Below are 25,265 nucleotides of genomic sequence, written 5' to 3' on the forward strand. Positions count from 1 at the left end.
GTGCCTAGTGGCCGACGGAAGCAGCGCCCTTTTCGCCTGTCAGGTCGTAATCTTCAAACCGGCTCAAGCGGAATGGCTTGATCAGTTCGGGAGCCTGGTCGTTGGCCATGGTGGCGGCCATGGTCTTGCCACTGATCGGCGTGGCCTTGAAGCCCCAGGTACCCCAGCCAGCATCCAGGTAGAAACCTTCCACCGGGGTCGTGCCCATGATGGGTGAGAAGTCAGGCGTCATATCCGCCATGCCTGCCCACTGGCGCACGATCTTCACGTTGGAAAGGAAAGGGAACATATCGAGCATGTGCGAAGTAAGGCCTTCGACAAAATCCAGCGAAGAGCGCGTGGAATGCACTTCATAGGGATCCAGCGAAGAGCCCATGACCAGCTCGCCGCGCGAAGACTGGCTGACATACACATGCAGGCTGCCGGAGACCAGAATCGTGTCCAACCAGGGTTTCATCGGCTCGCTGACACAGGCCTGCAGCGGATGAATGACGATGGGGGTATCGACGCCCGCCATATTGGTGATGCGCGGGGTAAACCCGGCCACGGCGGACAGCACCTTGTTGGTGGCGATATAGCCACGGCTGGTATGCACGCCCTTGATCTTGCCGGACTGGATGTCGAGGCCGGTCACTTCGGTATTCTGGAAAATTTCCACGCCCATGCTGTCTGCACCGCGGGCATAGCCCCAGGCCACGGCATCGTGACGGGCAATCGAGCCTGGTCCGTGGTACAGCGCGCCGAGGATAGGCGCCTTGCCGCTACAGCTGATATCCAGCTGCGGGCAGGCACGGGAGATATCATCCGGCCCCACCACATAGCTCTCAACGCCCACATGCTTGTTCACCTCGGCACGCCAGCGCATGGTGCGCAGGGCAGATTCGGTGTGCGCCAGGGTGAAGTGGCCGCGGGTGGAGTAGAACAGGTTGATGTCCAGCTCTTCGGACAAGCCTTCATATATCTTGACGCTGGCGTCGTAAAAATTGACGCCTTCCGGTGTCAGGTAATTGGAACGCACGATGGTGGTATTGCGGCCGGTATTGCCGCCGCCGATATAGCCTTTTTCCAGCACTGCCACATTGGTAATGCCATGGTCCTTGGCCAGGTAATAGGCCGCTGCCAGGCCGTGGCCACCACCACCAATAATCACGGCGTCATAGCTTTTCTTGGGCTCGGTACAGTCCCGGAAAAAGCGGGGGGCCGGGTGCTTTCGGCTCAGGGCGTATTTCAGCAGTCTTAAGGGCATCGATTGTCTCCATTGCTCATGCTGTACATAAGCAATAAATATTCCTGTTTAATAACTTTGTTTACTGTGGTGAAACATTTGTTGCTATTTAAGCATTCCTGGAATTTCGCCGTCAACAGTTTTTTGCAACTTTTTTTCTTCACAGGAAACTTATCGTGGCTAGCCCCCTGTTTTTCTTGTACACTGAACCCTGATTTGCAACCCCGGAGAGCCCATGGCAACCCCATCCAACACTGCTTCCGCCGACATTGCGCCGGTGATGAGCGACAGCGACGCCCGGTCGCTGGGTCGCCATCTGGGCAACGTCATACGCCAGATTCGCCTGCAGCATGGCCTGACCATTGCGGATATTTCCGAGCGCGCCAGCATCAGTCGCGGCATGTTGAGCAAGATAGAAAATGGTCTGGTCTCCACCAGCCTGGAAACACTGGAACAGATTGCCAATGCGCTGGGCGTGACGCTGTCGCGGCTATTTCGCGACTACAACATCCAGACCAGCAGCGCACAGCTGGTGAAGCACGGCCAGGGCATGGAAGTGGTGCGCCGTGGCACCAAACGTGGGCACACCTACCACCTGCTGGCCTATGATCAGGGCCCAAAAAAAACCTTCGAGCCCTTCCTGATTACCCTGGAAGATCCGGGCGAGGAATTTCCGCCCTTCGAGCACAGCGGCACCGAATTCATCCACATGCTGGAAGGCGAGGTTGAATATAAAGTGGGCAATGAGACCTTTCTGCTGCAGCCAGGTGATTCACTGACCTTTCGCGGTGAACAGCCACACCGCCCCGAGCGGCTGGTGAGCGCACCAGTGAAGTTCCTCTCCATCATCCATCACGATTTCCCTGACACGCCGGAGGAATAGGCATGCAGCTGCAAGCAACCAGCATTTCTATTGATAACGCCGTCGCCGCTGACATCCCCACGCTGTGCCTGCTGCTGGAAGACCTGTTCGGCATAGAAGCTGATTTTGAAGCGGACACCGAAGCCCAGCGGCGCGGACTCGCCATGCTGATTGCAGCGCCGGATCGCGGCATTATCAAAGTGGCCCGCACCGCCGAAGGCAAGGTAATCGGCATGGTCAGTGCGCAGCTCATCATCTCCACCGCCCAGGGCACCCCTGCCGCCTGGCTGGAAGACATGATCGTGGACAAGGACTATCGCCATGCCGGCATCGGCCGCACCCTGCTTGATGCCGTATTGCAGTGGTGCAAGGATCAGGGTGTAACGCGCGCGCAAATCCTGGTCGATATTGAAAACACGCCCGCGGTAGGCTACTACCAGCATCTGGGCTGGCAACCCACCCAGCTGCAGGCGCGCCGCATGTTTTTATAGGCGCCTTGTTTTCATTTCTTTAAGATTAAAGCTGAAACTTCCAAGTAATCGCGGCTTTCGCCGACTGCGCCTTTAACAATAGTCGCAATACAGCGGTAAACTAGTCCTCACAATGACCATGCCTAGCGATGACACTGAATACTACGAGCACGACGAAGTGCCATACGAGAATTGGGCCAAGCTCGACTTCAGCATCATAACTATGGGCATGAAGAAACTACCTTTCTTCAAGGACGACCTTTACCTTGGAATGCAGGCGATGAATGTCGGAATAGTCGACTCAGTGATTACACAACAGGAGTACGGTCTGCTCAGAGAGTCGATTAAGAACGAGGCCACGCCAACTGAACTAGCAATGGCTGTATCAGCTCTTTCCCAAATGTGGATATATGGGCTGTACGAAGTACTTCGCATGTGGCGAGAAAGACGCTATCAGTTTCAAAAACTAATCCAGAGTGGCGGCATGATTCCCAAGATCGAGAGTATGTCGAATGAAGAACCTCTGAATCTAACGCTTGAGGTCCGAAAGCGCCAAATGCTTCGGTACCGAGATGACTCCTTCTACCGAGCAGAAATTGAAAACACATGGACTCGGATTGAGCCGATTTACCGTATGACTGAATTATTTCGCATGAACCTAGCTAAGCACTGCGCACCTGGGAAAGATGGAGTGGTTCCTCCGGCGCCCGGCTATGGTCGCATCAACCGCTGGTGCGGAGCAATGGACTATGAATTGGTTGGAAAGGATGGCAATTTTTCAACTCTCAATAGACGAGACCTCGCCGATGCATTACGAGCAGTATTAAAAGTAGACCCCACAAAATAAAGGTTCGTAGCATCTTAGCTTCAACACTCATAAGTAGTGGAGCTTAAATATGCACGAAGCGTCTGTAGGACAATCCCGACTTGTCGCCCTCTGCCAAGTCGGGCATTGTTGAGCTCATCATATTGAATCAGTGTCACTGTTGAACCAGTGTCGCTTGCGGCCTGTCCCTTGAGTGAGGCAATCACTTCACCCGCCGGATGCCAGACAACAACAAGACACATCTCCACCTGTATACGTTTTGCAAGGCGGCACCCCGCTTTCGGGGCATTCGCAAGGGGTAAACATGGCAGCTGCCAGTTTCGAAATTGATCAGGATGCAAAAGGCCGTCGTCGCGTGCGCCTGCTGGGGCAATGGTCCTTGCGCGCGCTGGACAACGACTTTGCCGAACTCAAACAGGCTTTGCAGCCTTTCTTCTCTGATCCCTTTACGCAATGGGATCTGCTGGCCACCGAGCAACTGGACACGGCGGGCGCGACCATCCTGTTGAACGGCTGGGAGGGCAAACTGGATGCCCGCATGCAGGTAACGGAAGAGCAGCGCGCCCTGTTCACCACACTGCAGGGATTGCGCGTGCCAGCACGCACCGGCTCCCAATTCGACTGGGCGTTCCCACTGGTAGCGACGGGCGAGCTGGTCATGAAATTTGCCCAACATTTGACCGATTTCGTACAGCTGATCGGCCTGTTGCTGCTGGAAATGCTCTATCTGGTGCGTCGTCCATCGGCGTTTCCGTGGCGCGAGTTCATGGCCAATATCTACAAGAGCGGCGTCACGGCATTGCCGGTGACCGGCCTGTTGGGCTTCATGATCGGTGTTGCCATGAGTTACCTGATGTCTTCGCAATTGCGAACCTTTGGCGCGGACATTTTCATCGTCAACATTCTGGGCCTGAGCATGATCCGCGAGCTAGGGCCCATCCTGATGGCAATTCTGGTGGCAGGTCGCTCAGGCTCCGCCATGACCGCGCAGATAGGCGTGATGCGGGTAACCGAGGAAATCGACGCGCTGACCACCATGGGCGTATCGCGCATCTTGCGTATCGTATTGCCCAAGGTACTCGGGCTGACCTTTGTCGCGCCATTCCTGGTGTTGTGGACCTCCTTCTGGGGGCTGGCGGGCGGAGCGCTTTCGGCCAACACCGAGCTGGGCCTGAGCTTTCGTTTCTTTTTTGACTATCTGCCCATGGTGGTGGAGCCGGTCAACCTGACGCTGAGCCTGTTCAAGGGCCTGCTGTTTGGCTTTGTGGTGACTCTGGTGGCCTGCCACTTCGGCCTGCGCATCATGCCAAATACCGAAAGCCTGAGCGCCAGTACCACCAGCTCGGTGGTGACTGCCATTACATCCGTCATCCTGCTGGATGCGGCATTTGCCATTTTGACGAGTGGAATTGGAGTATGAGCGAGACCCCGAACAACATCCCCAACCCGCCACCCGCGCCGCCAGTATGCGAAGCGCGTAATGTCTGGACCGAATTTGGCGATGTGGTGATACATCGCGACCTCAATCTGGTGATGGAGCGCGGCGAAATCATGGCCCTGGTCGGTGGCTCGGGCAGTGGCAAGACCACTTTGCTGCGGCATATTGTCGGGCTGACCGAACCGTCACGCGGCGATATTCTGCTGTTTGGCGAAAACCTGCACGCGCTGGAGCGCGAGCGTCGGCAACGCCTGATGACGCGCCTGGGCATGCTGTTTCAGCAGGGCGCGCTGTTTTCGGCATTGTCGGTATTCGACAATATCGCCTTTCCCCTGCGCGAGCTGAAGCAGTTTGACGAAGACACCATCCACACCCTAGTCATGCACAAGCTGACCCTGGTGGAGCTGGAGCCGCAGCATGCCAGCCTGCTGCCCGCCCAGCTTTCCGGCGGCATGATCAAGCGCGTGGGCCTGGCACGCGCCCTGGCGCTGGAGCCTGAGCTACTGGTGCTGGACGAACCCACCGCCGGGCTGGACCCGGACCGCAGCAGCAAATTCGTCGCCCTGATCAAACAGATCAAGCAAACACTGGGGCTCACCGTGCTTTTCGTCACCCACGATATCGACACCCTGATCGCCATGAGTGACCGCGTGGCCGTACTGGCGGACAAGCACATCATCACCGCCTGCTCGCTGCAGGCATTGGGTGAAGTCGACCACCCCTTCGTCACCAACTTCTTTCAGGGCATACATGCCCGCATGGAAAGGTCTTAATCAACCATGGAAAATCGCTCGCACGCCATTGCCGTCGGCCTGTTTACCCTGATTCTGGGGCTCGCGGCCATCTTCGCCTTCTGGTGGCTTTCCGGGTCGCGCGAAGAAAAAACGCATTACACCATCAACTCCAACCGCCCGGTCAGCGGGCTCAATCCGGAAGCCTCGGTCAAATTTCGCGGCGTGGAAGTCGGCAAGGTGCTGCATATCTCGCTGGATGACAACACGCAGAATGACATTCACGTCGACATCGAAGTCACCAAAACCCTGCAACTAAGCAAGGCCGCCTATGCCGAGCTGCGCCTGCAAGGCGTGACCGGTCTCGCGTATATCGACCTCAACGATGACGGCAGCAGCCAGCAGCGACTGGGGCCGGATGACACCATTCCGCTACGCCCCTCGTTCGTGGACCGCTTTACCGAACATGCGCCAGAGATCATCGAGCAGGTGGAAACCCTGGTGAAAAGCAGCAGCCAGCTCGCCGCCACCGCACATGAGATGGTCCAGAAGATAGACACCGACCAACTCAACCGCACCATTGCCAATCTGGAAAAAGCCTCGGCGCAACTGGAGCCGCTGCTGCGCACCAGTACCGCCACCATGAACCGTCTGGGCAGCTTTGCTTCCGAACGCAATCGCCAGCAATTGGAAAGCACGCTGAAAAGCCTGCAGCAAACCTCGGACGCCGTACGCCCGCTGATGGATACCCTGGGCCAAAGTGCACGTGATTTCAGCAGCATGACAGGCACACTCACGCAAAGCAGCCAGCAACTCAGCGACAGTCTGCAGCAAGACACCCTGCCGCGCCTGAATGCGCTAACCGACAGCCTGCAGCGCGATTCCCAGCAGTTTGAGCAATTGATGGAAACGCTGGAAGACCACCCGCAAAGCCTGCTGCTGGGCAAACCCAAAGCCCAGCCCGGCCCCGGCGAAGCTGGCTTCAAGCCTTAACCCCGATAAGAACAAATGAGGAACTGACATGCAACGATGGATCACATTACTGATACTGGCGGGCAGCCTCAGCGCCTGCCTCAGCCTCAATGGCAACAAGCCACAAAGCGGCCCGCAGACCTTTGACTTTGGCCTGGGCGAACCCGGCGAACGCATCGCCACCCAGACCAGCATTGAAAACATACGCAGCGGGGACGCCCTCAACAACAAGCGCATACGCTACCGGCTGGCCTACCAGAATGCCCAGCAGGTGGCCTACTATGCCGACAGCCGCTGGACCGCACCGCCCGCAGAACTGCTGACGCAAAAACTGCGCACCCGGCAAGCGCCCGCCGCGACCAGCAACGGCTGTCTGCTGACACTCTCACTGGATAGTTTTGATCAGGTATTTGACAGCCCAACCGCAAGCCACGGGCTGGTGCAGATCAGCGCCAGCCTGCAGCAAAAGAAATCGCGCCAGATCGTGGCAAGCCGCACATTTCAAGCTAGCAGCCCCGCCCCCACGGCCGACGCCGCTGGCGGAGTTGCCGCCCTGAGCAAGGCCAGCGACCAGTTGCTGACGGAAGCCCTGACCTGGGCCGAGAGCCAAGCCGTCTGCAACTAAACTGTTGGCTTGCTTACGCCTTTTCCGGCAAATCAAACCCGCGCTCACACGCCCACATCAGCCGCCAGCGGATGGCTTGATCTGGTGTTTCCAAAGGCAAGCCCAACTTGGCAGTGAGCGATGGCAAAGGCTCGCCTTGCACCACAAAGGCTTGATGGCGCCAGCCCTCGCTGCTAAATCCCGAGTTAAAGCGTTTGTATAGCGCATGGTCTTTCACCGTGACCACCGGTTGCCAGATACCACTCTGGGGGCAAACCTCACCCTCCCCACAAAACGTCCCGGTGGCACTGGCTATCGGCAGCACCGTGCCGCGCTTCGCCAGCCAGTCGGTGGGCACGTATTGCTTTTTTGCCTCGCCCACAAACAGCCAGACGATGCCAGCATGGCCGCTATCGTCTTCAAACCAGAAATCTTCTGTCACTTGCCGTGTCAGCCGCATGGGTTCGCCTGCTTCATAAAACAAAGGCGCCAAGCCGGTGATGGCCTGCTGGCGGGCATAGGCTTCCACTCCATACTCCTGGGGGCCAAGCACATGGTCAAACACACTGCTGGCCTGGTAATAGCCAGAGCGTGGCGCATGGGCAATCCCTGTACGCACCCCGGGTGCCGACAGTATGCTTTTGAACCCGGCAAAGGGCGTGGGGGTGAAGTTGGGCGGCATGAAAATGGCATGGCCGTCCGGCACATGGGCACGGCCGTGGGCTTTATGCGCGGGCAGGCTGACGGGCTTGGGGGTGACGCGCACGCCCTGGGCTGCATCGATCAGAGTTTTGGGGTTGCTATCCCACTGCGGCAGCTTGGCAGGCGGCAGGGGCAGGACTTTGTCCAGATTGGGGAAGCGGCGGTCGGAGTCGTTGTAGAGGGCATCGGCCAGCGTTTTGTACCGGCGGGCGCGCGCGGGGTCTTTGGCGTACTGCACCAGGGCGTCTCCATTATCAAAGGAGGAAAACAGATAGTTGGCCGCCTCTTCGCTGCCAACCTTGACGCCATCATGCAGCACTTGCAGGGCACGGCGGAATTGAGCGTCGGCGTCGCCGTTGACGGCTTGGCCCCATTGCGCTTCCAAGTCCAGCCAACGGCCCAGCTCTATGCTGGCGGGGCCGTAGCCTTGGGCATGGGCGCATTCCAGCAGCTTGAACATAAGCGGTTCATTTGCCCACTGCCCTCTGAAGTCGGGTTGCGTTTCCATGTCGCGGCTGCCCAACCCCAGTACGCTGGCTATCTTGGTCTGCGCCTTGGCACTGCCCATGTCGGCGGCCAGCTGCCAGAAGGCCCAGGCGCGGTCGGCATCGCCTCTCTTCAGTCCGTAGCCATTGAGGTGGTAATCGCCCATCCAGAAGAAGGCGTCGGCTACCCCTTGCCGCATCAGGTCTTCGGTGCCTTTCAGCACAGTTTCCGGCGGGGCGGGCGGTACATAAAACGCGCCTTTGCTGCTGTTGATGCCCACACCCGTCCGGGCATTCTGCAGCCACATCAGCGCGGCTTTCCAATGGCCCATGCTGGCTGCCTGTTGCCAGAGCTTCATGGCGGCGGGCCAGTTCTGCTCTTCGGGCCACAAGAGGCCGCTGGTGAGCGTCATGGCCTGCTCGTGCAGGGCTTGCGCTTTGGTATTGAGGGCTGGCGCATGGTCGGCGGCATGGCGGCAGGTGAACTGGTTGCTGTCGCGGTGGGGGTCGAAGGCCAGCAGGTTGATATTGCGTGGCAGCACCTCCGGCTCGCTGAGCAGGGCCAGGTCGGATTGGGCGGTAAACGGCTGTGCGTAGGCTTGGGGTGTGGGCATGATGGGATAAAAGTGAAGTATCAAGAAAATGCTACCGACGAACAGCGCCAGCAACAGGGTAATGGTCGTGGCCTTGGCAAGGCGGGAGTGAGGGAAGCGGGTATGCATCATCAACCCACCCTGTCCTTGGCCACGCGCTCGTCCTTGAAGGCGACGAGGAAACCTTCAAACCTTTGCTTTTTGATGATCGCTACCGCATTCGCTTTCGCCAATTTTGTCCAGTTTTCGAAGGTATCGTCCATGCTGTCGGAATAGGCGTTGCCGCCGTCGTACAGGCCGCCGGTCTGCAGGCTCCAGATGCGTTTGCGCAGTTCGCGGTTGTGCGGAATGCTGTCGGTGGCCACATTGATCTCGCTATCGGCGGCCATGGAGCGCAGGTTGAGGTTGGCACTGCCCAGGGTCATGAAGTTGTCATCGACCAGCATCAGTTTGCTGTGGATGTAGATATCGCGACTGCTGCCCAGCTTGCCACCCGGCGGATTGGCGGTGGCCATTTTGGCGATCAGGACTTTCATGCGCAGGCTTTTGCCGTCCTGGATCAGGATGCCTTCCTTGTCCAGCGTGGGGGTCTTGACCTGCGCCGCATGGGCGGCAATATCGCGTTCACTGGTTTTCAGAAACGATGACTTGACGGGCGTGGTAACCGCCGCCTGCTGCCCAGGCATGGCGTCACCATGGCCCAGGGCCTTGATGGTGTCGTAGGTGCGCGGCACCATGCCGGCGTTTTCTGGTTGGGGGATGACCACCATCAAATGCAGGAGCCCTACGTTCTCGCACGGGTTTTTCACATCCTGATGGGCTTGCAGATAGCTTTGGCGCTGGGTCTTCAGCTGTTCGGCCCACGGTTCGTAAAAGAAATACTGGTTTTCGATATAGATGTAGCGCCGCGCATTGCTCGCAGCATGCATGTACGCCAGCTTGATGCTCTGGTCGTATGCGGTGTTCTTTTCTCCCTGATAGGCTTCTTCTGGCTGCGTGCGCAGGATTTGCAAGCGGGCAACATGGCTGGCGGCGCTGGTCTCAACGGGCTGGCTGAGGCGGGAGGGGTTGAGCGCTGCATTCAAGGGGGCGGGCTGTTTCGGCGCAGGGGGGCGGTTGCGCTGGAAGGGAACCGTCAGCGGTAGCAAGGCCGTCGCCCGGTTCCAGGCGCGGGCAAAGTTGATCCAGACATCCTGCAAGGCGGGCCCATGAATGCGGCAGGCATAATCCTGAAAGGGTTTGCGGCTGATGGGCTGACCCGCCTTGAGCGCCGCCTGCACGATGGCATCGGTGCGGATGCCCTTTTCCTCCGCCGCCTTCAGTTCGGCCTGGGTGCTGAAGTCCTGTTCCCGCAAGTGGCTGTCAAACAGGTGCTGGGCGTCGTCCCAGTAGTCAGTGACGCTGTTAAGCCCCATGACATAACCCACCGCATGCTCTCCATCGGCATGGTCATAGTCGATGAGGATGGGTTTCTGGTGGTGGGTCGCGTACTCTTCGATCAGGGTTTGCTCGTCAAATAGGCCCAAAACCGCCCCCCCTTGTTGGCTGGGCTTGATGGGCTCATCCTTCACGCTGGCTTGCACCTTGTCGACGACACCATCCCGGCAGCGCACGGTCAGGTTGGGGATGCGGCCATGGGTGGCATCGCGCCACCAGTGGATGCAGTAATCCTGACGGACGTCAGCGAGAGGCTTGGGCGTTTTTGCGTTAGGGTTGCGCTCATCCCAGGTCGATGTCAGCGTACCGCCGGGCGGGGTATTGTCAGTGGCAACATAGCCTACCAGGTTGTTCTGCACCGAAGAGCCGCTGCCGTTGTACCAGACCAGCAAGCGAACCTGCACGCCCTCTGCGGCTTTGCGCCTTAGCAGCTCGCCATAAGGAAGACCGTTTGCCCAAGGATAATTTGCCTGACCCTCGCCGCGCACCAGGGCCATGCCCGGGTCAAATCCCCAGCAGACGATGCACAGGCTCCCCCGTGCATGTTCGATATCCTGTGCAATCCGCCCAAACCCCTCTTGCCCACAGATCAGGGTTTCGATCCGGTTGCCCTCGGTAATCGGATGCGAGCGGCTTTTTTCCAGTAGCCATTGAAAGCTGGCCGTCACTTCACATGTTTCCTTGTCCAGCGGTGCAGTAACCCGGTTGTGCGTCTTATAGGGGTCGTGGGGTTTCATGGTCGGTGAGCTCCTTGAGGATTATCGGCGGGCAAACCATGCTGCTGACGGATAGGAGACATATCCCGCAACACCCAGCATGCCTTGCCATGTGGGTGTCGATGATGCACAGGATTTTTATAAAAGGGCATTGCCCCAAAGGGCTTGGTGGCAATGGGGTGTGGAATGCTTTATTGCGCGCGCCAGAGGGACGCGCGCAATGGGGCGATCAGGACAAAGTGGCGTTTAAATAGGCGTTGGCCAGTTCTGCAGCAACAAGGCAAATTCGTCAGCCGGTACCGGACGGCTGGCGATAAAGCCTTGCATCTGGTCGCAGCCTTCTTTCTTGAGGAATTCGAGCTGGTTGATATTCTCCACGCCTTCGGCGATCACGTTCAGGCGCAGGCCGTGCGACATGCGGATAATGGCGGTAATGATGGTGGCATCGTCGGGATCGGTCTCGATATCGCGGATGAAGCTTTTGTCGATCTTGACGTTGTTGATCGGCAGGCGCTTGAGGTAGGAAAGACTGGAGTAGCCGGTGCCAAAATCGTCCAGCGCCAGTTTCACGCCCATACTTCTTAGCTTGTGCAGCCAGTTGATGACTTCGGTTTCGGCATGGATGGCCACGCTTTCAGTGACTTCCAGTTCCAGGTAATCCGGCTCCAGCCCACTCATCAGCAGAATCTCGCTCACCTCTTGCAGGAAGTTGTGCTGGCGCAGTTGCACGGTGGAAAGATTGACCGCCACGGGAATGCGCGCCAAGCCCGCGGCTTGCCACTCCTGATTCTGTCGACAGGCTTCGCGCATGACCCACAGGCCTATCGGCCGGATCAGGCCGCTGTCTTCGGCAATCGGGATAAAGCGATCCGGTGCCACCAGGCCCCAGCTGGGGTGTTGCCAGCGGATCAGGGCTTCGGCCCCCACCACCTGCCCGGTGCGTATATCGATCTTGGGCTGGTAATACAGCACAAACTCATTACGCTCCACGGCACGACGCAGCTTGCTTTCGAGCTCGGCAATCTCCATCACGCGCTCGTTCATGGCGCGGGTGAAGAACTGGTAATTATTGCGCCCCAGCGATTTGGCGTGGTACATGGCGGCATCGGCATTTTTGGTCAAAAGCTCGCCGTTTTCGCCATCGTCTGGGAATACGGCAATGCCGATACTGGCGGAGACGGTGATTTCGTGCGCCCCGATTTCATAAGGCACGGTGGCCGCCGCCAGCAGTTTTTCGGCGACCTCGGCGGGTGAGAAATAATTGGTCAGCTCAGGCAGCAGAATCATGAACTCATCGCCGCCCTGGCGGCTGATGGTATCGCTGGCGCGCAGGCAGCTTTCCAGGCGGCGTGCCACCATTTTCAGCAGCTGGTCGCCTACTTCGTGGCCCAGGCTATCGTTGATATTCTTGAAGTGGTCGAGATCCAGGAACATGAGGGCGATGAATTCCTGGTCACGCCGGGCGATGGTCAGCGCCTGATTAAGGCGGTCATTCAGCAACAGGCGATTGGGCAGGCCGGTGAGGTAATCATGCTCGGCCAGATAGGTCATCTTGTTGGCCATATTGCGGGCTTCGCTCACATCGTGGAACACCAGCACCACGCCCAGCACATTGCCATCCTGATCGCGGATGGGCGCGGCGGAATCTTCAATGGCATATTCGTTGCCGTGGCGGCCAATCAGCGCGGTGTGGTTGGCCAGCCCGTAAATTTCACCATGCTGCAGCACCACGTCCACCGGGTTGGGTACCAGCTTGCGCGAGCTTTCATTCACAATGCGGAACACTTCCAGCAAGGGCTTGCCCTGCGCCTCGGCGTTGCTCCAGCCGGTCATGCGCTCCGCCACCGGGTTGAGATAATTCACCCGCGACTGCTTGTCGGTGGTGATCACACCATCGCCGATGGATTGCAAGGTAACCACGGCGCGCTGCTTCTCGGCGTAGAGGGTTTGCTCGGCTTCGCGCCGCAGATCAATTTCCAGCTTGAGCAGGCGGTTGATTTCCTCCAGCTCGGCGGTACGTTGCTGCACCAGGGTTTCCAGAGTGTCATTGAAAGCTGCCAGCGAGCGTTCGGCCAGCTCACGTTCTTCCACTTCATGCTCCAGCCGCTCTACCGTCTCTTCCAGCTGGCGGGTGCTGGGAATACGCAAGGCTTGCGGCATGAGCCGCCACAGCATGATGGCTGTCACCAGTGAAGCAACCCCGGTCACGGCTTTCATTGAGGCATCGGCCCAGTAATCCGGATTCCAGATGGTCCAGAGCGAGAGCAGATGGGTAGTTCCGCAGGCAAAAATGAAGATGGAAAACATCACAAAAATCCAGTTGAACTGGAGATCGGGACGCTTGCGAACGAAATACACCAGCGCCATGGGGATGGAATAATAGGCGACAGCAATCATGAGATCGGAGATGATGTAGGTCCACAGCAAAGGCGGCTGCCACAGATAACAATGGCCATGCGGCATAAAGCCATCGGTACTGAAAAAACTGGTTATGACGTCCATCGCGGTTCCCTGTTTTTTTGATTGCCGTAAAGGCGTTATACACGTTTTCTTATGCACGCGGCTCTGATGAACATAAACATCAGGAACTATGGGCAAGCTTTTCCATCACATCTAATATAATTAGCAACCTTACCTTCGTACGCCAGTTTTCAACTAGAACAATCACCTCACTGGATACCATGTCGACAAGCACACCACAGCACGCCCCGTTCTTTGTGATTCTCAATGCCGGCTCCGGCCGACACGACTGCAACGAAGTCCGGAACACCATCCAGCGCATCATGGATGAAGCAGGCCGCCAGTGCACCATCATCGAGGTGGCCCAGCCGCAAGACCTGAGCCGCATTGCTCGCGAAACGGTCGCTACCGCCATGCAGCAGGGCGGCATTGTCGTGGCCGCCGGGGGCGATGGCGCCATCAATGCCATCGTGCAGGAGGCCTGGCAACGCGATTGCCCCATGGGCATCCTGCCGCAGGGTACCTTCAATTACTTTGGCCGCACCCACCATATTCCCGAAGACACGGCCGAAGCCACGCAGGTATTGCTCGCTGGCCGCCTGCAGCCGGTGCAGATCGGCCTGGTGAATGACAAGTTATTTCTGGTGAATGCCAGCGTGGGGCTTTACCCCCAGCTGTTGCAAGCCCGCGAACAATTCAAGCGCCAATATGGCCGTAGCCGCGTGGTAGCCCTGATCGCGGGTTTTTTCACTTTGCTGCGCCAGCACCGCGTACTCAAGATCGAGATGAACACCAAAGGCGTCTCGCGCAAATTGCGTACGCCTACTCTCTTTGTCGGCAACAATCAGCTACAACTTGAGCAAATTGGCATTCCATTGACCGATGCGCTGGCGTCGGGCGAGTTGGCCGCCATCATGCTGAAGCCCACCAGCAAGCTGGCGATGCTGGGCCTCATGCTGAAAGGCGCGCTGGGGCGCCTGGGCGAAGCCGAGAATATTGTCAGCTTCAGTTTTTCCAGCATGGGCATACGCCAGTTTTCGTTTCCGCGCCGCCGCATCAAGGTGGCGACCGATGGCGAAATCGTGCGACTCAAATCGCCCTTGCAGTTTCAGGTGGCGCCGCGTCCGCTGCAATTGATCAAACTCGACGAGCCTGCCTGAGCCCCGGGAACCATGACCTTGATCGCCCATCTTTCCGACCCGCACTTCGGCACCGAACAGCCCGCCGTGATGCAGGCGCTGCAGAGCTTGTTGTGGCAGCAGGCGCCGCATCTGCTGATCCTTTCCGGGGATATCACGCAGCGCGCGAGGCGCAGCCAGTTCAAGCATGCCCGCGCCTTTGTCGACAGCCTGAACATTCCGCACCGGCTGGTGATTCCCGGCAACCATGACATCCCGCTGTTCAACCTGCTGGCACGCGTGCTGGCGCCCTATCGCCGCCATCGCCATGCCTTTGGTCAGGAGCTTGAGCCGGTATATCGCGATGACAAAACGCTGGCCATTACCGTCAACACTACCCGGGCTTATCGGCATGAAGACGGCGAGGTCTCCCCTGCGCAGATCAAGCGGGTATGCGAGCAATTGCAGCAAGCCAGCCCGCAGCAACTGCGGCTGGTGATTACGCATCAGCCGGTATACGTGACCGAAGTGCGCGATGAAAGCAACCTGCTGCATGGCTATCAGGCCGCCGTCCGCGCTTGGGCAGAAGCCGGCGCCGACCTCATCCTGGGCGGGCACATCCACCTGCCATTCGTGATGGCGCTACACGAAAAACGGCCGGACATCCGCCACCGCATCTGGGCGGTGCAGGCTGGCACCGCGGTATCCACCCGCATCCGCCGCAATGCGGGCAATTCCATCAATCTGATTCGCTACCAGGCGCGACAAACGCCCTGCATGGTGGAGCGCTGGGATTACACGGCAGCGCAGCAGCAGTTTGTGCAAGTCTCTGCCGAGGCACTGACACTGGAGGCGGCATGAGCACACCGTGGTGGATACACATTGCCACCCACGCCGCTGAATATTATGCAGTGGCGCTGGTGGCGATCTGGATAATCGTGACCTTGGCCTATCGCAGACATTTGGCGAGCGCCGATGGCGAAAATCGCTGGCTCACCACCAGCCTGATCGTCATGGCGCTGGCAGGCTCCATGTTTAGCTGGATTGCCTATCTGCTGCAAACCGGCAATCTGGAGCAATTGGACGCCGAATTCAGCGAGACGGTGCGGCAATACGCCAGCCCTTACGTCATGCTGTATTTCCACGTGGTCACCCATTTGGGCAATACCTCCACGCTCACCATCATCTGCGTGCTAACGGTGCTCCTCATGCTCTTGTTGCGGCAATACACGCTGGCGTTTGGCAGCCTGCTGGCCATAGGCGGCAACAGCATACTGAATGTGAGCCTGAAAGATATTTTCGAACGGTTGCGGCCGATCAACCCCTATAGTGAACCTCTCGATAGCTGGAGCTTCCCCAGTGGGCACAGCTCGGGGTCGCTGGTGGCCTATGGATTGCTGGCTTACCTGGTGCTGCGCCTGCTGCCGCCCCGCTATCACCTGCCCGCGCTGCTGCTGGGCAGTTCGATTGCCTTCACAATCGCCACCAGCCGGGTGTTCCTGCATTACCACTATGCCAGCGATGTGCTGGCAGGCTTGATGTCGGGTTTGCTCTGGCTCACCTTCTGTATTGCGGTGATGGAATACGCCCGATCTCACCCGTCACCGCATCAACCCTCCCCGGATAAGGGTTGAATGCACGCATCAATCCCCCTATGCTGCGGTTATTGATGCGTAAGAAAGCCATATGAAATCAGCCACCTTGCCGCCAGATGAAGCAGAACGCATCGCCATGCTGCATGCGCTCGGGCTGCTGGATACAGACCCCGAGCCCGTATTCGACAGAATCACGCAACTGGTTGCCCTGACCCTGAATGTTCCCATCGCCCTGATTTCGCTGGTGGATACGGACAGGCAATGGTTCAAATCCCGCATTGGAGTCGAGGCGGAAGAGTCGCCCCGTGACGTCGCTTTTTGCGCCCATGCCATCTTGCAGACCAAGCCCATGGTGGTGAATGATGCCCTGCTGGATGAGCGGTTTGCCGACAATCCCATGGTGCTGCAATTTCCGAATATACGCTTCTATGCAGGCATCCCCATACGCACCACGGCGGGCTATGCTCTTGGCACCCTGTGCGCCATCGATGCCCAGCCCAGAGAGCTGAGCAAACACGAGCTGGAAATATTGACCTGCCTTGCCGACCTGGTCAGCAAGGAAATCCGCTTGCGCGAAGCGCTGGCACTGACTGAATCGCACCTCAAACTGTCGCAAACCGTGCTGCATGCCAGCGAGGCGCGCTTCCGCACCATCTTTGAAAAAGCGGCGATTGGCATTGCGCTGGTCGCCCCCGATGGCGGCTGGCTGAGTGTGAATGAGGAGCTATGCCGGTTTTTGGGCTATCGCCAGGATGAACTGCATTTGCTGAGCTTCAGGGACATCACCTACCCTGATGATCTGCCAGCCGACCTGGATCTGCTTAAGCAATTGGCCGAAGACAAGATAGACCGTTACAAGATCGAAAAGCGGTATATCCGCAAGGATGGCGAGCTACGCTGGGCCAGCCTCAGCGTCACCAAGCAGATCAATACACGTGGCGAGCTCGAGTATTTTGTTTCGATTGTCAAAGACATACACGACAGAAAAGTCGCCGAGCAGGCGCTCAACGAGCTGCAGCATGAGCTGGAAAACCGGGTGGCCCAGCGCACCTTTGAGCTCAATAAGAGCAATGAAATGCTGTCATTTGCCATGGCCAAGCAAACGCTGGCCGCGCAGGAGCTGAAGGAACGCGAGCTGGAAATCAGCATGGTGATCGAAAATGCCAACGACGCCTATGTCAGCATCAATCAATCCGGCATCATCACCGCCTGGAACCGCCAGGCCGAAATCACCTTTGGCTGGTCGGCGCGTGAAGCCATCGGCCAGCGCCTGGATCAGGTCATCATCCCGCCCCATATGCAGCAAGCCCACCTCAATGGCATGCAGCGCCATATGGACACCGGCGAGGCCCTGGTGCTTGGCAAGCGGCTGGAGCTGGAAGCCAAACACAAGGATGGGCATATCGTTCCCGTCGAGGTGCGCATCAGCAAAATCGAGGTGCATGGCAAGCACATCTTCAGCGCCTTTCTCACCGATATCAGCGAACGCAAACACCTGCAAAGCCTGCTGGAAAAAGAAGCCAAGCACGATGTGCTGACCGGCTTGCCCAACCGCCGCGCCTTTACCGAAGCCCTGCCGCTGGCGCTGGCCCGCGCCGACCGCACGCAGCAGTGGATGGCCTTGATGTTTATTGATCTGGATGGTTTCAAGCAGATCAACGACGAGCTGGGCCACGACGCTGGCGATATGCTGCTGCGCGAAATCGCCAATCGCTTGAACAGCGCCACGCGGCAAACCGATACCGTCGCCCGCTTTGCGGGAGATGAGTTTGTGGTGCTGCTGGAAAACATGCCGGAAAAGCAGCACGCAGAAGGCGTGGCCCAGAAAATCCTGACCCTGCTGCGCGACCCTGTGATGTTGGGCGGCGAGCCACGTCAGATCAGCTGTAGCCTGGGCCTTGCCTACTACGCGCCGAATAGCCATGTGCAACCAGATATGCTGCTGAAAGAGGCCGACAATGCCATGTACGAGGCCAAACGCAGCGGCAAGAACCAGATACGCATCTCTGCATGACCGCGCCAGCTTCAGCGCCTACCGCTAACCTGACTCCACGTATGTGAGCCCATAAAAAAAGCCCCGCGAGCGGGGCTTTTTCATATTACCAGCAATCTCAGGCGCGACGGCGACGGGCAACAAAGCCCATCAGGCCCAGACCCAGCGCCATCATGGCGTAGGTGTCAGCCTCAGGCACAGCAGAAACAGTAGGTGTGCTGGCGGTGTACCAGGCGCTACCACCTTGTGCATTGGTCAAGCCTTGCACATGCAGCGCAAACGAGGAGGCGCTCAGCTCAACGGCGCTAGCAAAGGTAGCCGTCCAGGTAACGCTTTCACCATCAGTCAAACGTGCCTTCTTGGGACCTGTCAGATCAAAGCGGAAATCAAAACCACCACCAGGACCACCGCCAGCAGCAATAGATACTGGCGCATCGCCTGATACATTCGATACGGTTGGCGTTACCGCAGAATCTACAGCCACGGCACCGATAAACGCATCGTTAGTGAACAGGGTATTGAGATCATTGGCAGTCAAAGTGAAGGTATAGACGTTACCAACATTGCTGTAAGTCAAGGTGGCGAACGAACTTGAAGGCGTGAATGAACCCGACAACAGCGTACCGTAAGTGTCAGTTGCGGCGTTGGCGGCCACACTTGCCAGCAGGGCCAGGCTGGCAATCAGGCCCTTGAAAAAATTATTGAACATTTGGCTTCCCCATAGTTGGCTAATCTGTTTTTGTAGTATTGCTTGATGCTGGCGCCATTGTAGAGCTTGGGATTTATCGCACAATAGTACTTTGGTACTAGTCGCCTGCTTGGTGCTCCTCATATTTGCCAGGGCGGCATGCAGGCATACGTCATCATGCTTATAAAATATCTGGACGCTTTGTGGTTGAATTTGCCTGTGTCTATCTAAATAATTCACGCATGTCATTTCCCCCTGAATATGTGGCCCCCTCATGGGGTCGCATATGGACCATCGGCCTGACGCTGGCAAGCGCGATGTCGGCGTATGGCAGTGAAGCGCTGACACTAAGCCCGGTCAGCGTCACCAGTCATTACGACAACGCCATCGGCACCTCGGATGCCGCCAGTGAAGGCAGCGTGACGTCGACATTGATCGCCAACCGCCCTACCCTGCGCACCGGCGAGATACTGGAGTTTGTGCCCGGCATGATCGTCAGCCAGCACAGCGGCGATGGCAAGGCCAACCAGTATTATCTGCGCGGATTCAATCTGGACCATGGCACCGACTTTGCCACCTATGTAGACGAGATGCCGGTCAACATGCGCTCGCACGCGCATGGTCAGGGCTATACCGATCTCAATTTTCTGATTCCCGAACTGGTCGAGCGCATTCACTATCGCAAGGGCCCGTATTACGCTGAAGAAGGGGATTTTTCATCTGCCGGAGCGGCGCATTTGCAGCTGGCCAATACCTTGCCGCAGGGCGTGGCCTCGATGTCGATTGGGGAAAATGCCTACCGGCGTTACCTGCTGGCGAACTCCATGGCGGCAGGCCGGGGGCAGCTGCTGTATGGTCTGGAAATCAACCGCAACGATGGCCCGTGGGATAGCCCGGAAAGCCTGCGCAAGGTGAATGGCGTGCTGCGCTACAGCGAAGGCGATGCCGCCAATGGATTCAACGTCACGGCGATGGCTTACCACAATCACTGGAATGCCACCGACCAGATACCCGCGCGCGCCGTCTCGTCCGGCCTGATCAGCCGCTATGGTGCAATAGACACCACCGATGGCGGCGAGTCTTCCCGCTACAGCCTGTCTTACGGCTTGCACCGGCGCAACCAGCAAGGCGCGTTTGAGGTGAATGCCTACATGGTGCAATCCAGCCTCGACCTCTACAGCGACTTCTCTTACTTTTTGAATGACCCGGTGAATGGCGACCAGTTTAACCAGCGCGAGCAGCGGCGCATGGCGGGGCTTAATGTCAGCCAGACCTGGTTCAGCACTTGGGCGGGGCTGGATGTGCAAAACAAGCTGGGCATGCAGACGCGTTACGACCGCCTCTCCCCGGTTGGGCTCTACAACACCGTGGCGCGGCAACGGCTTGCCACCATCCGCGAAGATCAGGTGAAAGAAGCCAGCATCGGCCTTTTCGCCGAAAACACTACGCAATGGCTGCCCAAATTTCGCAGCGTGGCCGGCGTGCGCTATGACAGCTATGCCTTTGATGTGGAGAGCAGCATTCAGGGCAACTCCGGCACCGCGCATGACGACGTGGTCTCGCCCAAACTCTCGCTGATCTTCGGGCCATGGGCCAATACCGAATACTTCGTGAATGTTGGCAAAGGCTTTCACAGCAACGATGCCCGCGGCACCACCCAAACCCAGCTACCCAATGGCGGCGGCGCCACCAGCGCCGTCACACCGCTGGTCAATACGCGCGGCATGGAGCTGGGGCTGCGCACCGAAGTCATCCGCGGCCTGCAAAGCTCACTCGCCGTATGGCGGCTGGATAACGCCTCCGAGCTGGTGTTTGTCGGCGATGCCGGGGAAACCGAAGCCAGCCGCGCCAGCAAACGGGTGGGCGTGGAATGGAACAACCACTACCTCGCCAATGATTGGTTACTTCTGGATATGGACCTCGCCGCCACCCACGCCCGCTTCACCGAGCATGATGCAGCAGGTGACTACATCCCCGGCGCCATCAATCAGGTCGCCTCGCTCGGCGCCACGGTCACGCGGCTGGGTAACTGGTCAGGCGCCTTTCAGCTGCGCTACTTTGGCCCCAGACCCTTGATCGAAGACAACAGCGTGCGCTCCAACGCCACCACCATCGCCTACCTGCGCGTGGGCTATAAAGTGGATGCAAAAACCCGGCTGACCCTGGATATATTCAACCTCTTCAACCGCAAAAACAGCGATATCGACTACTACTACGCGTCACGACTGCAAGGCGAAGCGCTAGCCGGAGTGGATGATGTGCACTTTCATCCGGTGGAGCCGCGCACCGCCAGGCTTACCTTGACCTACAACTTTTGATCATGACCAGCGGATGAAGCTGTAAGAAGTTGGAATTTAATTAGAGATAGATCAACAAAAAACTGATGTACCGCAGCATGCTTGAGCGCATTGATTCGGGGCAGCGGGAAAATAAATCTATCTTATTCGGTTGAATGGGTTTATCTTGAACAGGTCTTCATCTTGTTGAAGATACGCTACTCATGTTTTGATAAATTTTAAATAGTTTACTGTCCTCTGCAGTGCTCCATTAAATACCGGCTTTTAAATCCCGTACTTTACGATCTAGAGGAAATTTGTAGTATTCAATTGCATGCGTACTGTTCCTTTTAACTTTATAAAAAGGAAGTACCGCCTTGAATCAGAAAAATCCAGACTGGTTAGGCTCAACACTCATTACCTTGGTGATCGTGGTGTTGGGAATTATGTTTACACTGAAGTTGTGGTGGTTCTAACAATAAAGCTCCGAAAGGGGCTTTTTGCTTTTTTCATTTAATACCCTAGGCATGTTCATATGCCCAGTTCGGGTCCATCACCAATACGAATCCCAGCACGATAAAAACCAGAACAAGCAGCAATACAATCGCAACCACCATATGCCACCGCCACCCATGGCGTGCAGGCAAGCTCTCGTTTCTCTTGTCCATATTCAAGCACTCCTCGTGTCCATCATGTGTTTTATTAAATTTATAATGATGTGAATAAAGTCTGTTCTTACGTAGCGGACAGGTCAAAAAATTTACATTGGATGCATCGTCAGCATAGTTTCGATCCATCTGTCAGTTCGACAAGTAATATAAGGCGGCGTTGTATTGTTTTTGCAATATAAATCCGCACCGCACGTTATCTTGTATAGGATAAAAAAACGACTTTGAAAACCCGGAGAAAACAGGTGGAATAACATTGAATAACTGGGGGAGATAGCTATGAAACAAACGGCTACAAGCCACTGTTTACGAGGGTAAAGCCGAAATGAAACTGAGCAGTACCGCCAAACATACCGTCAATATGTTTAGGTGTCTTTTTAAGAAGTTGGTAAGCCCAATCAGGCTGGAAGGTAAAAGCCAACGATATGATAATAAAAGAGAAAACTAAAAATACAAACAACATCCTATATAGTTGGGACTCGAATTGCATATTATGCGTTAACCGACATTGCTGGTTCGATGCGACGATATTGGATACGCATAAGCAAGCCTAACAGAACACAGACTGGCAGCACAATAAATACGAATGCATTCAAACCAGCAATCAAAATCACACCTATAGCCGATATACATCCAAAGAGAATTGCCAATCGTAGCCCCCAAGAGAACAACACTTTCTCTTCTCGGATGGTCGCAATGGCGAACGCCCAAAATTGCCAAATTGCAAAAAGGCCAGTGGGATAACTTATTGTGAGATAAAGGAATTCGTAATCTATGCCGCCATATAGCAAGATAAATTTGTTATCGAAAATGGCTGCAATAGCTCCTACAAAGAAGATTAAGCCTGTAGCAAGGAACACTGTAGCAGGAAGCAACGCCGCGAACGTATAAATCGCAAGCAGCCTAGAAGACCAAACTTTCATAGTGCTTTCGCCTCAGTTATGGTTTGTATGTGCCAGCATACCATCCAGGGCCCAATGATTGACCAATAAGGCCAATCAGCCAATTCCAAATTTTAGCCGCGTGATTTGTATTCTATGAAGCGTGTATTGGTTGTATTGTGTCCGTAATATAAATTCAGGCGATGCTTCGCGCCGGGCTACGCTCCCGGCACCAAGCACCGCCTTAATGCTATAAAAAAAGCGCCTCATGGGCGCTTTTTCTTCACCTGGCTATATCAACTCCCCGCGTAAGGTGGCTAGTTTGGGAAGCGGTTTTGCGCCGCGGGAGCTACCGGCTCACCCTGGCTTTTGGATCACTACTTTATTCGAGAAATGGTGCCGGAGATAGGAATCGAACCTACGACCTTCTCATTACGAATGAGCTGCTCTACCAACTGAGCTACACCGGCACTTGAAAGAACTGCATGAGGAATGCAGGGCTTGAATTATAAGGGCTTGCGTCGGCGAGGGCAAACCGCGGCGTGACATTGCCCACGCTTAAACCTAATGCTGATTGCCGTAGCCGATGAGGCCGAGGATGAAGCGGACAGCGCCGAAGACCAGCCAGGAAAAACCACGGCGGATGAAGTGACCGCGCTGCCATTCTTGTGGGCGTATCTGCACGGCGCCATCCTGAATCGCCCGCTCCAGATCATGCTTGAGGGTTAAGGCAAAGGTATTGTCCATGACCACGACATTGGCCTCGCGCGCGAGCAGAAGGCTGAATGGGTCGATGTTGGAGGAGCCGACGGTGGCCCATTTGCTATCGACCACAGCGACTTTGCTGTGCATGAAGCTTTTGCGGTATTCGTAAATCTCGATGCCGCTATCCAGCAGCTGGTGATAGATGGCGTGGGTGGCGGTCATAAAGACGTATTCGAGCCGCCCTTGTAGCAACAGGCGCACGCGCACGCCGCGCTGGGCGGCGGCGATGAGGGCACGGCGAAAGCGGCGGCCGGGCAGGAAGTAGGCATTGGCGATGATGATGTCATCGCGCGCGCGGCCGATGGCTTGCAGGTACATGCGCTCGATATCGCGCCGGTGCAGCACGTTATCGCGAATGACAAAGGCGGCGCGTACGTTGCCGGTGATGCTCGGTTTGGTGTCGCCATCCACCGTGGAGGCGTAGCGCACTTGCAGGTGCATCCAGGCGATGCGCCGCCAGAGGCGCTCCACGCGCAGCTGTATTTCGGGCAGCAGCGGGCCTTGCACCCGCACAGCATAATCAATGCGGGGGCCCATGTTGCCCGGCACGTCCATGTCGTCAATGATGTTGATGCCGCCGACAAAAGCGACTTGCGCATCCACCGTGACCAGCTTGCGGTGCAGGCGTCGAAGGCGGTTGCGCTTGAAGGTCCACGGTGAAATCCTGGGGCGGTAAAACAGCACCTGCACGCCCGCCTGCTCCAGTTGCTCGCGGGTGTTTTCCGGGAAAGACCGCGAGCCATACCCATCCAGCAGCAGATGCACCTGCACGCCGCGGGCGGCCGCATGCATCAGCGATGCGGTCACCTGCTGGCCAATGTCGTCCATCTCGTAGATATAGGTTTCGAGAAAAATCTCGTAACGCGCGCTATCCAGCGCTTGCAGCAGGGCGGGGAAATATTCCGTGCCATTGCGCAGCAGGCGTATGTCGTTACCCCGGCTGTAGCGTGGTCTCATCGTTTTTCCAGCACGGCGGAAAGAGCGGCGTGGTCGGAGGTGAGTGCAGTGCGGGGGCCACCGTGCACATGCGCGCTATGAATATTGAAACCGCGCACATAGATGCGGTCCAGCCGGAATAGCGGAAACATGGAAGGAAAGCTGCGCGCTGGTTTGCCATGGGCATGCTCAAATACTTCGCGCATGTTCAGCCCATCCATCACCTGATGCCCGGCCGAGAGCCGCCAGTCGTTAAAATCCCCGGCGATTACCAGCGGCGCATCTTCCGGAATTACCGCGTGAATGTAATCGCGCAGGGCGCCAAACTGCTTGAAGCGCCAGCGCGCCAGCAGCCCAAGATGCACGCAGATGCAATGCAGGGTTTGCGGCCAGCCTTCTATCGCGATTTCACAATGCAGCAGGCCGCGCTGCTCGATTTCATGCGCAGAAATATCATGGGTGGTGGATTGCAGGATGGGAAAGCGCGACAGCACCGCATTGCCATGATGGCCGCCGGGGTAAACCGCGTTTTTGCCATAGGCGTAGTTGGGGCCGCAGGCTTCTGCCAGAAAATGCGTTTGCCCGGCAGCGGGCCAATGCTTGAAACGCAGGCCGTTGCCATGGTGCTCGTCCTGCACTTCCTGCAAAAACACCACGTCGGCCTGCAGGTTGCGGATCATCTCGCGCTGATCGTGCAGGGCCAGACGCGCGTTGAAGCTCGTCAGCCCTTTGTGAATATTGAATGTGGCTACGCGCAGCGTGGGCAGCATGGAATCCCGATTGAGTGAACACGCAAGGTGCGACGCTGAATCGGCATCAAGGTT

At 57.0% G+C, this 25,265-nt stretch carries 20 protein-coding genes and 1 tRNA gene; 12 read left to right on the plus strand and 9 right to left on the minus strand.

Going from position 1 to position 25,265, the window contains the following annotated elements; genetic code table 11:
- Positions 1-4 precede the first annotated feature (4 nt).
- The gene (locus MPQ_RS11570) at positions 5-1,246 is read right to left on the minus strand and encodes an FAD-dependent oxidoreductase (RefSeq protein ID WP_013443136.1); all 1,242 of its coding nucleotides are present in this window, start codon (positions 1,244-1,246) and stop codon (positions 5-7) included.
- A 214-nt stretch (positions 1,247-1,460) separates the two neighbouring features.
- Here MPQ_RS11570 and MPQ_RS11575 point away from each other — a divergent pair, with 214 nt between their 5' ends.
- The 7 genes from MPQ_RS11575 (at position 1,461) to MPQ_RS11605 (ending at position 7,149) form a co-directional block, all read left to right on the plus strand.
- Complete coding sequence (locus MPQ_RS11575; RefSeq protein ID WP_013443137.1) at positions 1,461-2,108, plus strand: XRE family transcriptional regulator; 648 nt, start codon at positions 1,461-1,463, stop codon at positions 2,106-2,108.
- A gap of 2 nt (positions 2,109-2,110) precedes the next feature.
- Complete coding sequence (locus MPQ_RS11580) at positions 2,111-2,578, plus strand: GNAT family N-acetyltransferase (RefSeq protein ID WP_013443138.1); 468 nt, start codon at positions 2,111-2,113, stop codon at positions 2,576-2,578.
- A 118-nt stretch (positions 2,579-2,696) separates the two neighbouring features.
- Entirely contained in the window at positions 2,697-3,404 is a 708-nt protein-coding gene (locus tag MPQ_RS11585; RefSeq protein ID WP_148225293.1) for a hypothetical protein, read from the plus strand.
- A gap of 283 nt (positions 3,405-3,687) precedes the next feature.
- Complete coding sequence (locus tag MPQ_RS11590; protein WP_013443139.1) at positions 3,688-4,803, plus strand: ABC transporter permease; 1,116 nt, start codon at positions 3,688-3,690, stop codon at positions 4,801-4,803.
- Positions 4,800-5,594 (plus strand): ABC transporter ATP-binding protein, encoded by a 795-nt coding sequence (locus MPQ_RS11595; protein ID WP_013443140.1) that lies wholly within the window; start codon positions 4,800-4,802, stop codon positions 5,592-5,594. The genes MPQ_RS11590 and MPQ_RS11595 overlap by 4 nt, the downstream gene beginning before the upstream one ends.
- 6 nt (positions 5,595-5,600) lie before the next feature.
- A complete protein-coding gene (locus MPQ_RS11600) occupies positions 5,601-6,545 on the plus strand; it encodes an MlaD family protein (RefSeq protein ID WP_013443141.1) in 945 nt (314 codons plus the stop codon).
- A 28-nt stretch (positions 6,546-6,573) separates the two neighbouring features.
- Positions 6,574-7,149, plus strand: a complete 576-nt coding sequence (locus MPQ_RS11605; protein ID WP_013443142.1) for an ABC-type transport auxiliary lipoprotein family protein — start codon at positions 6,574-6,576, stop codon at positions 7,147-7,149.
- Between the two features lie 13 nt (positions 7,150-7,162).
- Here MPQ_RS11605 and MPQ_RS11610 read toward each other — a convergent pair whose 3' ends face one another.
- The 3 genes from MPQ_RS11610 to MPQ_RS11625 all read right to left on the minus strand — a co-directional run bounded on the left by MPQ_RS11610 (position 7,163) and on the right by MPQ_RS11625 (position 13,563).
- Positions 7,163-9,040, minus strand: a complete 1,878-nt coding sequence (locus MPQ_RS11610; RefSeq protein ID WP_013443143.1) for a DUF6396 domain-containing protein — start codon at positions 9,038-9,040, stop codon at positions 7,163-7,165.
- Positions 9,040-11,082 (minus strand): phospholipase D-like domain-containing protein, encoded by a 2,043-nt coding sequence (locus MPQ_RS11615; RefSeq protein WP_013443144.1) that lies wholly within the window; start codon positions 11,080-11,082, stop codon positions 9,040-9,042. The genes MPQ_RS11610 and MPQ_RS11615 overlap by 1 nt, the downstream gene beginning before the upstream one ends.
- Positions 11,083-11,307: 225 nt before the next feature.
- On the minus strand, positions 11,308-13,563 hold the full coding sequence (locus MPQ_RS11625; RefSeq protein WP_013443146.1) for an EAL domain-containing protein: 2,256 nt from the start codon (positions 13,561-13,563) through the stop codon (positions 11,308-11,310).
- A 179-nt stretch (positions 13,564-13,742) separates the two neighbouring features.
- Here MPQ_RS11625 and MPQ_RS11630 point away from each other — a divergent pair, with 179 nt between their 5' ends.
- The 4 genes from MPQ_RS11630 to MPQ_RS11645 are packed head-to-tail and all read left to right on the plus strand — an operon-like array spanning position 13,743 to position 18,248.
- Positions 13,743-14,681 carry a diacylglycerol kinase family protein gene (locus tag MPQ_RS11630; RefSeq protein WP_013443147.1) on the plus strand — a complete coding sequence of 313 codons (939 nt, stop codon included), beginning with the start codon at positions 13,743-13,745 and terminating at the stop codon, positions 14,679-14,681.
- Positions 14,682-14,693: 12 nt separating this feature from the next.
- A complete protein-coding gene (locus MPQ_RS11635) occupies positions 14,694-15,500 on the plus strand; it encodes a metallophosphoesterase (RefSeq protein ID WP_013443148.1) in 807 nt (268 codons plus the stop codon).
- A complete protein-coding gene (locus MPQ_RS11640) occupies positions 15,497-16,273 on the plus strand; it encodes a phosphatase PAP2 family protein (RefSeq protein WP_013443149.1) in 777 nt (258 codons plus the stop codon). The genes MPQ_RS11635 and MPQ_RS11640 overlap by 4 nt, the downstream gene beginning before the upstream one ends.
- A 52-nt stretch (positions 16,274-16,325) precedes the next feature.
- The gene (locus tag MPQ_RS11645; RefSeq protein ID WP_013443150.1) at positions 16,326-18,248 is read left to right on the plus strand and encodes a diguanylate cyclase domain-containing protein; all 1,923 of its coding nucleotides are present in this window, start codon (positions 16,326-16,328) and stop codon (positions 18,246-18,248) included.
- A gap of 97 nt (positions 18,249-18,345) precedes the next feature.
- Here the strand turns inward: MPQ_RS11645 and MPQ_RS11650 are convergent, their stop codons facing one another.
- A complete protein-coding gene (locus tag MPQ_RS11650) occupies positions 18,346-18,936 on the minus strand; it encodes an FxDxF family PEP-CTERM protein (protein ID WP_013443151.1) in 591 nt (196 codons plus the stop codon).
- 221 nt (positions 18,937-19,157) lie between these two features.
- Here MPQ_RS11650 and MPQ_RS11655 point away from each other — a divergent pair, with 221 nt between their 5' ends.
- Positions 19,158-21,233 carry a TonB-dependent receptor gene (locus MPQ_RS11655; protein WP_148225294.1) on the plus strand — a complete coding sequence of 692 codons (2,076 nt, stop codon included), beginning with the start codon at positions 19,158-19,160 and terminating at the stop codon, positions 21,231-21,233.
- A 1,117-nt stretch (positions 21,234-22,350) separates the two neighbouring features.
- Here the strand turns inward: MPQ_RS11655 and MPQ_RS11665 are convergent.
- The 4 genes from MPQ_RS11665 to MPQ_RS11680 all read right to left on the minus strand — a co-directional run bounded on the left by MPQ_RS11665 (position 22,351) and on the right by MPQ_RS11680 (position 25,211).
- Positions 22,351-22,782 carry a hypothetical protein gene (locus MPQ_RS11665; protein WP_041362391.1) on the minus strand — a complete coding sequence of 144 codons (432 nt, stop codon included), beginning with the start codon at positions 22,780-22,782 and terminating at the stop codon, positions 22,351-22,353.
- A 352-nt stretch (positions 22,783-23,134) separates the two neighbouring features.
- Positions 23,135-23,210: transfer RNA gene (locus MPQ_RS11670), tRNA-Thr, on the minus strand.
- Between the two features lie 94 nt (positions 23,211-23,304).
- Positions 23,305-24,462 (minus strand): cardiolipin synthase ClsB, encoded by a 1,158-nt coding sequence (gene clsB, locus MPQ_RS11675; RefSeq protein ID WP_013443155.1) that lies wholly within the window; start codon positions 24,460-24,462, stop codon positions 23,305-23,307.
- On the minus strand, positions 24,459-25,211 hold the full coding sequence (locus tag MPQ_RS11680; RefSeq protein ID WP_013443156.1) for an endonuclease/exonuclease/phosphatase family protein: 753 nt from the start codon (positions 25,209-25,211) through the stop codon (positions 24,459-24,461). Before MPQ_RS11680 ends, clsB begins: the two co-directional genes overlap by 4 nt.
- Positions 25,212-25,265: the final 54 nt, after the last annotated feature.

The sequence above is a fragment of the Methylovorus sp. MP688 genome, assembly GCF_000183115.1.
GTDB classification, from domain to species: domain Bacteria; phylum Pseudomonadota; class Gammaproteobacteria; order Burkholderiales; family Methylophilaceae; genus Methylovorus; species Methylovorus glucosotrophus.

What these genes read in the sequence shown, in the direction of transcription:
- MPQ_RS11570 (WP_013443136.1), bottom strand. Translation starts at nt 1,246, where the DNA reads ATGCCCTTAAGACTGCTGAAATACGCCCTGAGCCGAAAGCACCCGGCC.
- MPQ_RS11575 (WP_013443137.1), top strand. Translation starts at nt 1,461, where the DNA reads ATGGCAACCCCATCCAACACTGCTTCCGCCGACATTGCGCCGGTGATG.
- MPQ_RS11580 (WP_013443138.1), top strand. Translation starts at nt 2,111, where the DNA reads ATGCAGCTGCAAGCAACCAGCATTTCTATTGATAACGCCGTCGCCGCT.
- MPQ_RS11585 (WP_148225293.1), top strand. Translation starts at nt 2,697, where the DNA reads ATGCCTAGCGATGACACTGAATACTACGAGCACGACGAAGTGCCATAC.
- MPQ_RS11590 (WP_013443139.1), top strand. Translation starts at nt 3,688, where the DNA reads ATGGCAGCTGCCAGTTTCGAAATTGATCAGGATGCAAAAGGCCGTCGT.
- MPQ_RS11595 (WP_013443140.1), top strand. Translation starts at nt 4,800, where the DNA reads ATGAGCGAGACCCCGAACAACATCCCCAACCCGCCACCCGCGCCGCCA.
- MPQ_RS11600 (WP_013443141.1), top strand. Translation starts at nt 5,601, where the DNA reads ATGGAAAATCGCTCGCACGCCATTGCCGTCGGCCTGTTTACCCTGATT.
- MPQ_RS11605 (WP_013443142.1), top strand. Translation starts at nt 6,574, where the DNA reads ATGCAACGATGGATCACATTACTGATACTGGCGGGCAGCCTCAGCGCC.
- MPQ_RS11610 (WP_013443143.1), bottom strand. Translation starts at nt 9,040, where the DNA reads ATGATGCATACCCGCTTCCCTCACTCCCGCCTTGCCAAGGCCACGACC.
- MPQ_RS11615 (WP_013443144.1), bottom strand. Translation starts at nt 11,082, where the DNA reads ATGAAACCCCACGACCCCTATAAGACGCACAACCGGGTTACTGCACCG.
- MPQ_RS11625 (WP_013443146.1), bottom strand. Translation starts at nt 13,563, where the DNA reads ATGGACGTCATAACCAGTTTTTTCAGTACCGATGGCTTTATGCCGCAT.
- MPQ_RS11630 (WP_013443147.1), top strand. Translation starts at nt 13,743, where the DNA reads ATGTCGACAAGCACACCACAGCACGCCCCGTTCTTTGTGATTCTCAAT.
- MPQ_RS11635 (WP_013443148.1), top strand. Translation starts at nt 14,694, where the DNA reads ATGACCTTGATCGCCCATCTTTCCGACCCGCACTTCGGCACCGAACAG.
- MPQ_RS11640 (WP_013443149.1), top strand. Translation starts at nt 15,497, where the DNA reads ATGAGCACACCGTGGTGGATACACATTGCCACCCACGCCGCTGAATAT.
- MPQ_RS11645 (WP_013443150.1), top strand. Translation starts at nt 16,326, where the DNA reads ATGAAATCAGCCACCTTGCCGCCAGATGAAGCAGAACGCATCGCCATG.
- MPQ_RS11650 (WP_013443151.1), bottom strand. Translation starts at nt 18,936, where the DNA reads ATGTTCAATAATTTTTTCAAGGGCCTGATTGCCAGCCTGGCCCTGCTG.
- MPQ_RS11655 (WP_148225294.1), top strand. Translation starts at nt 19,158, where the DNA reads ATGTCATTTCCCCCTGAATATGTGGCCCCCTCATGGGGTCGCATATGG.
- MPQ_RS11665 (WP_041362391.1), bottom strand. Translation starts at nt 22,782, where the DNA reads ATGAAAGTTTGGTCTTCTAGGCTGCTTGCGATTTATACGTTCGCGGCG.
- clsB (WP_013443155.1), bottom strand. Translation starts at nt 24,462, where the DNA reads ATGAGACCACGCTACAGCCGGGGTAACGACATACGCCTGCTGCGCAAT.
- MPQ_RS11680 (WP_013443156.1), bottom strand. Translation starts at nt 25,211, where the DNA reads ATGCTGCCCACGCTGCGCGTAGCCACATTCAATATTCACAAAGGGCTG.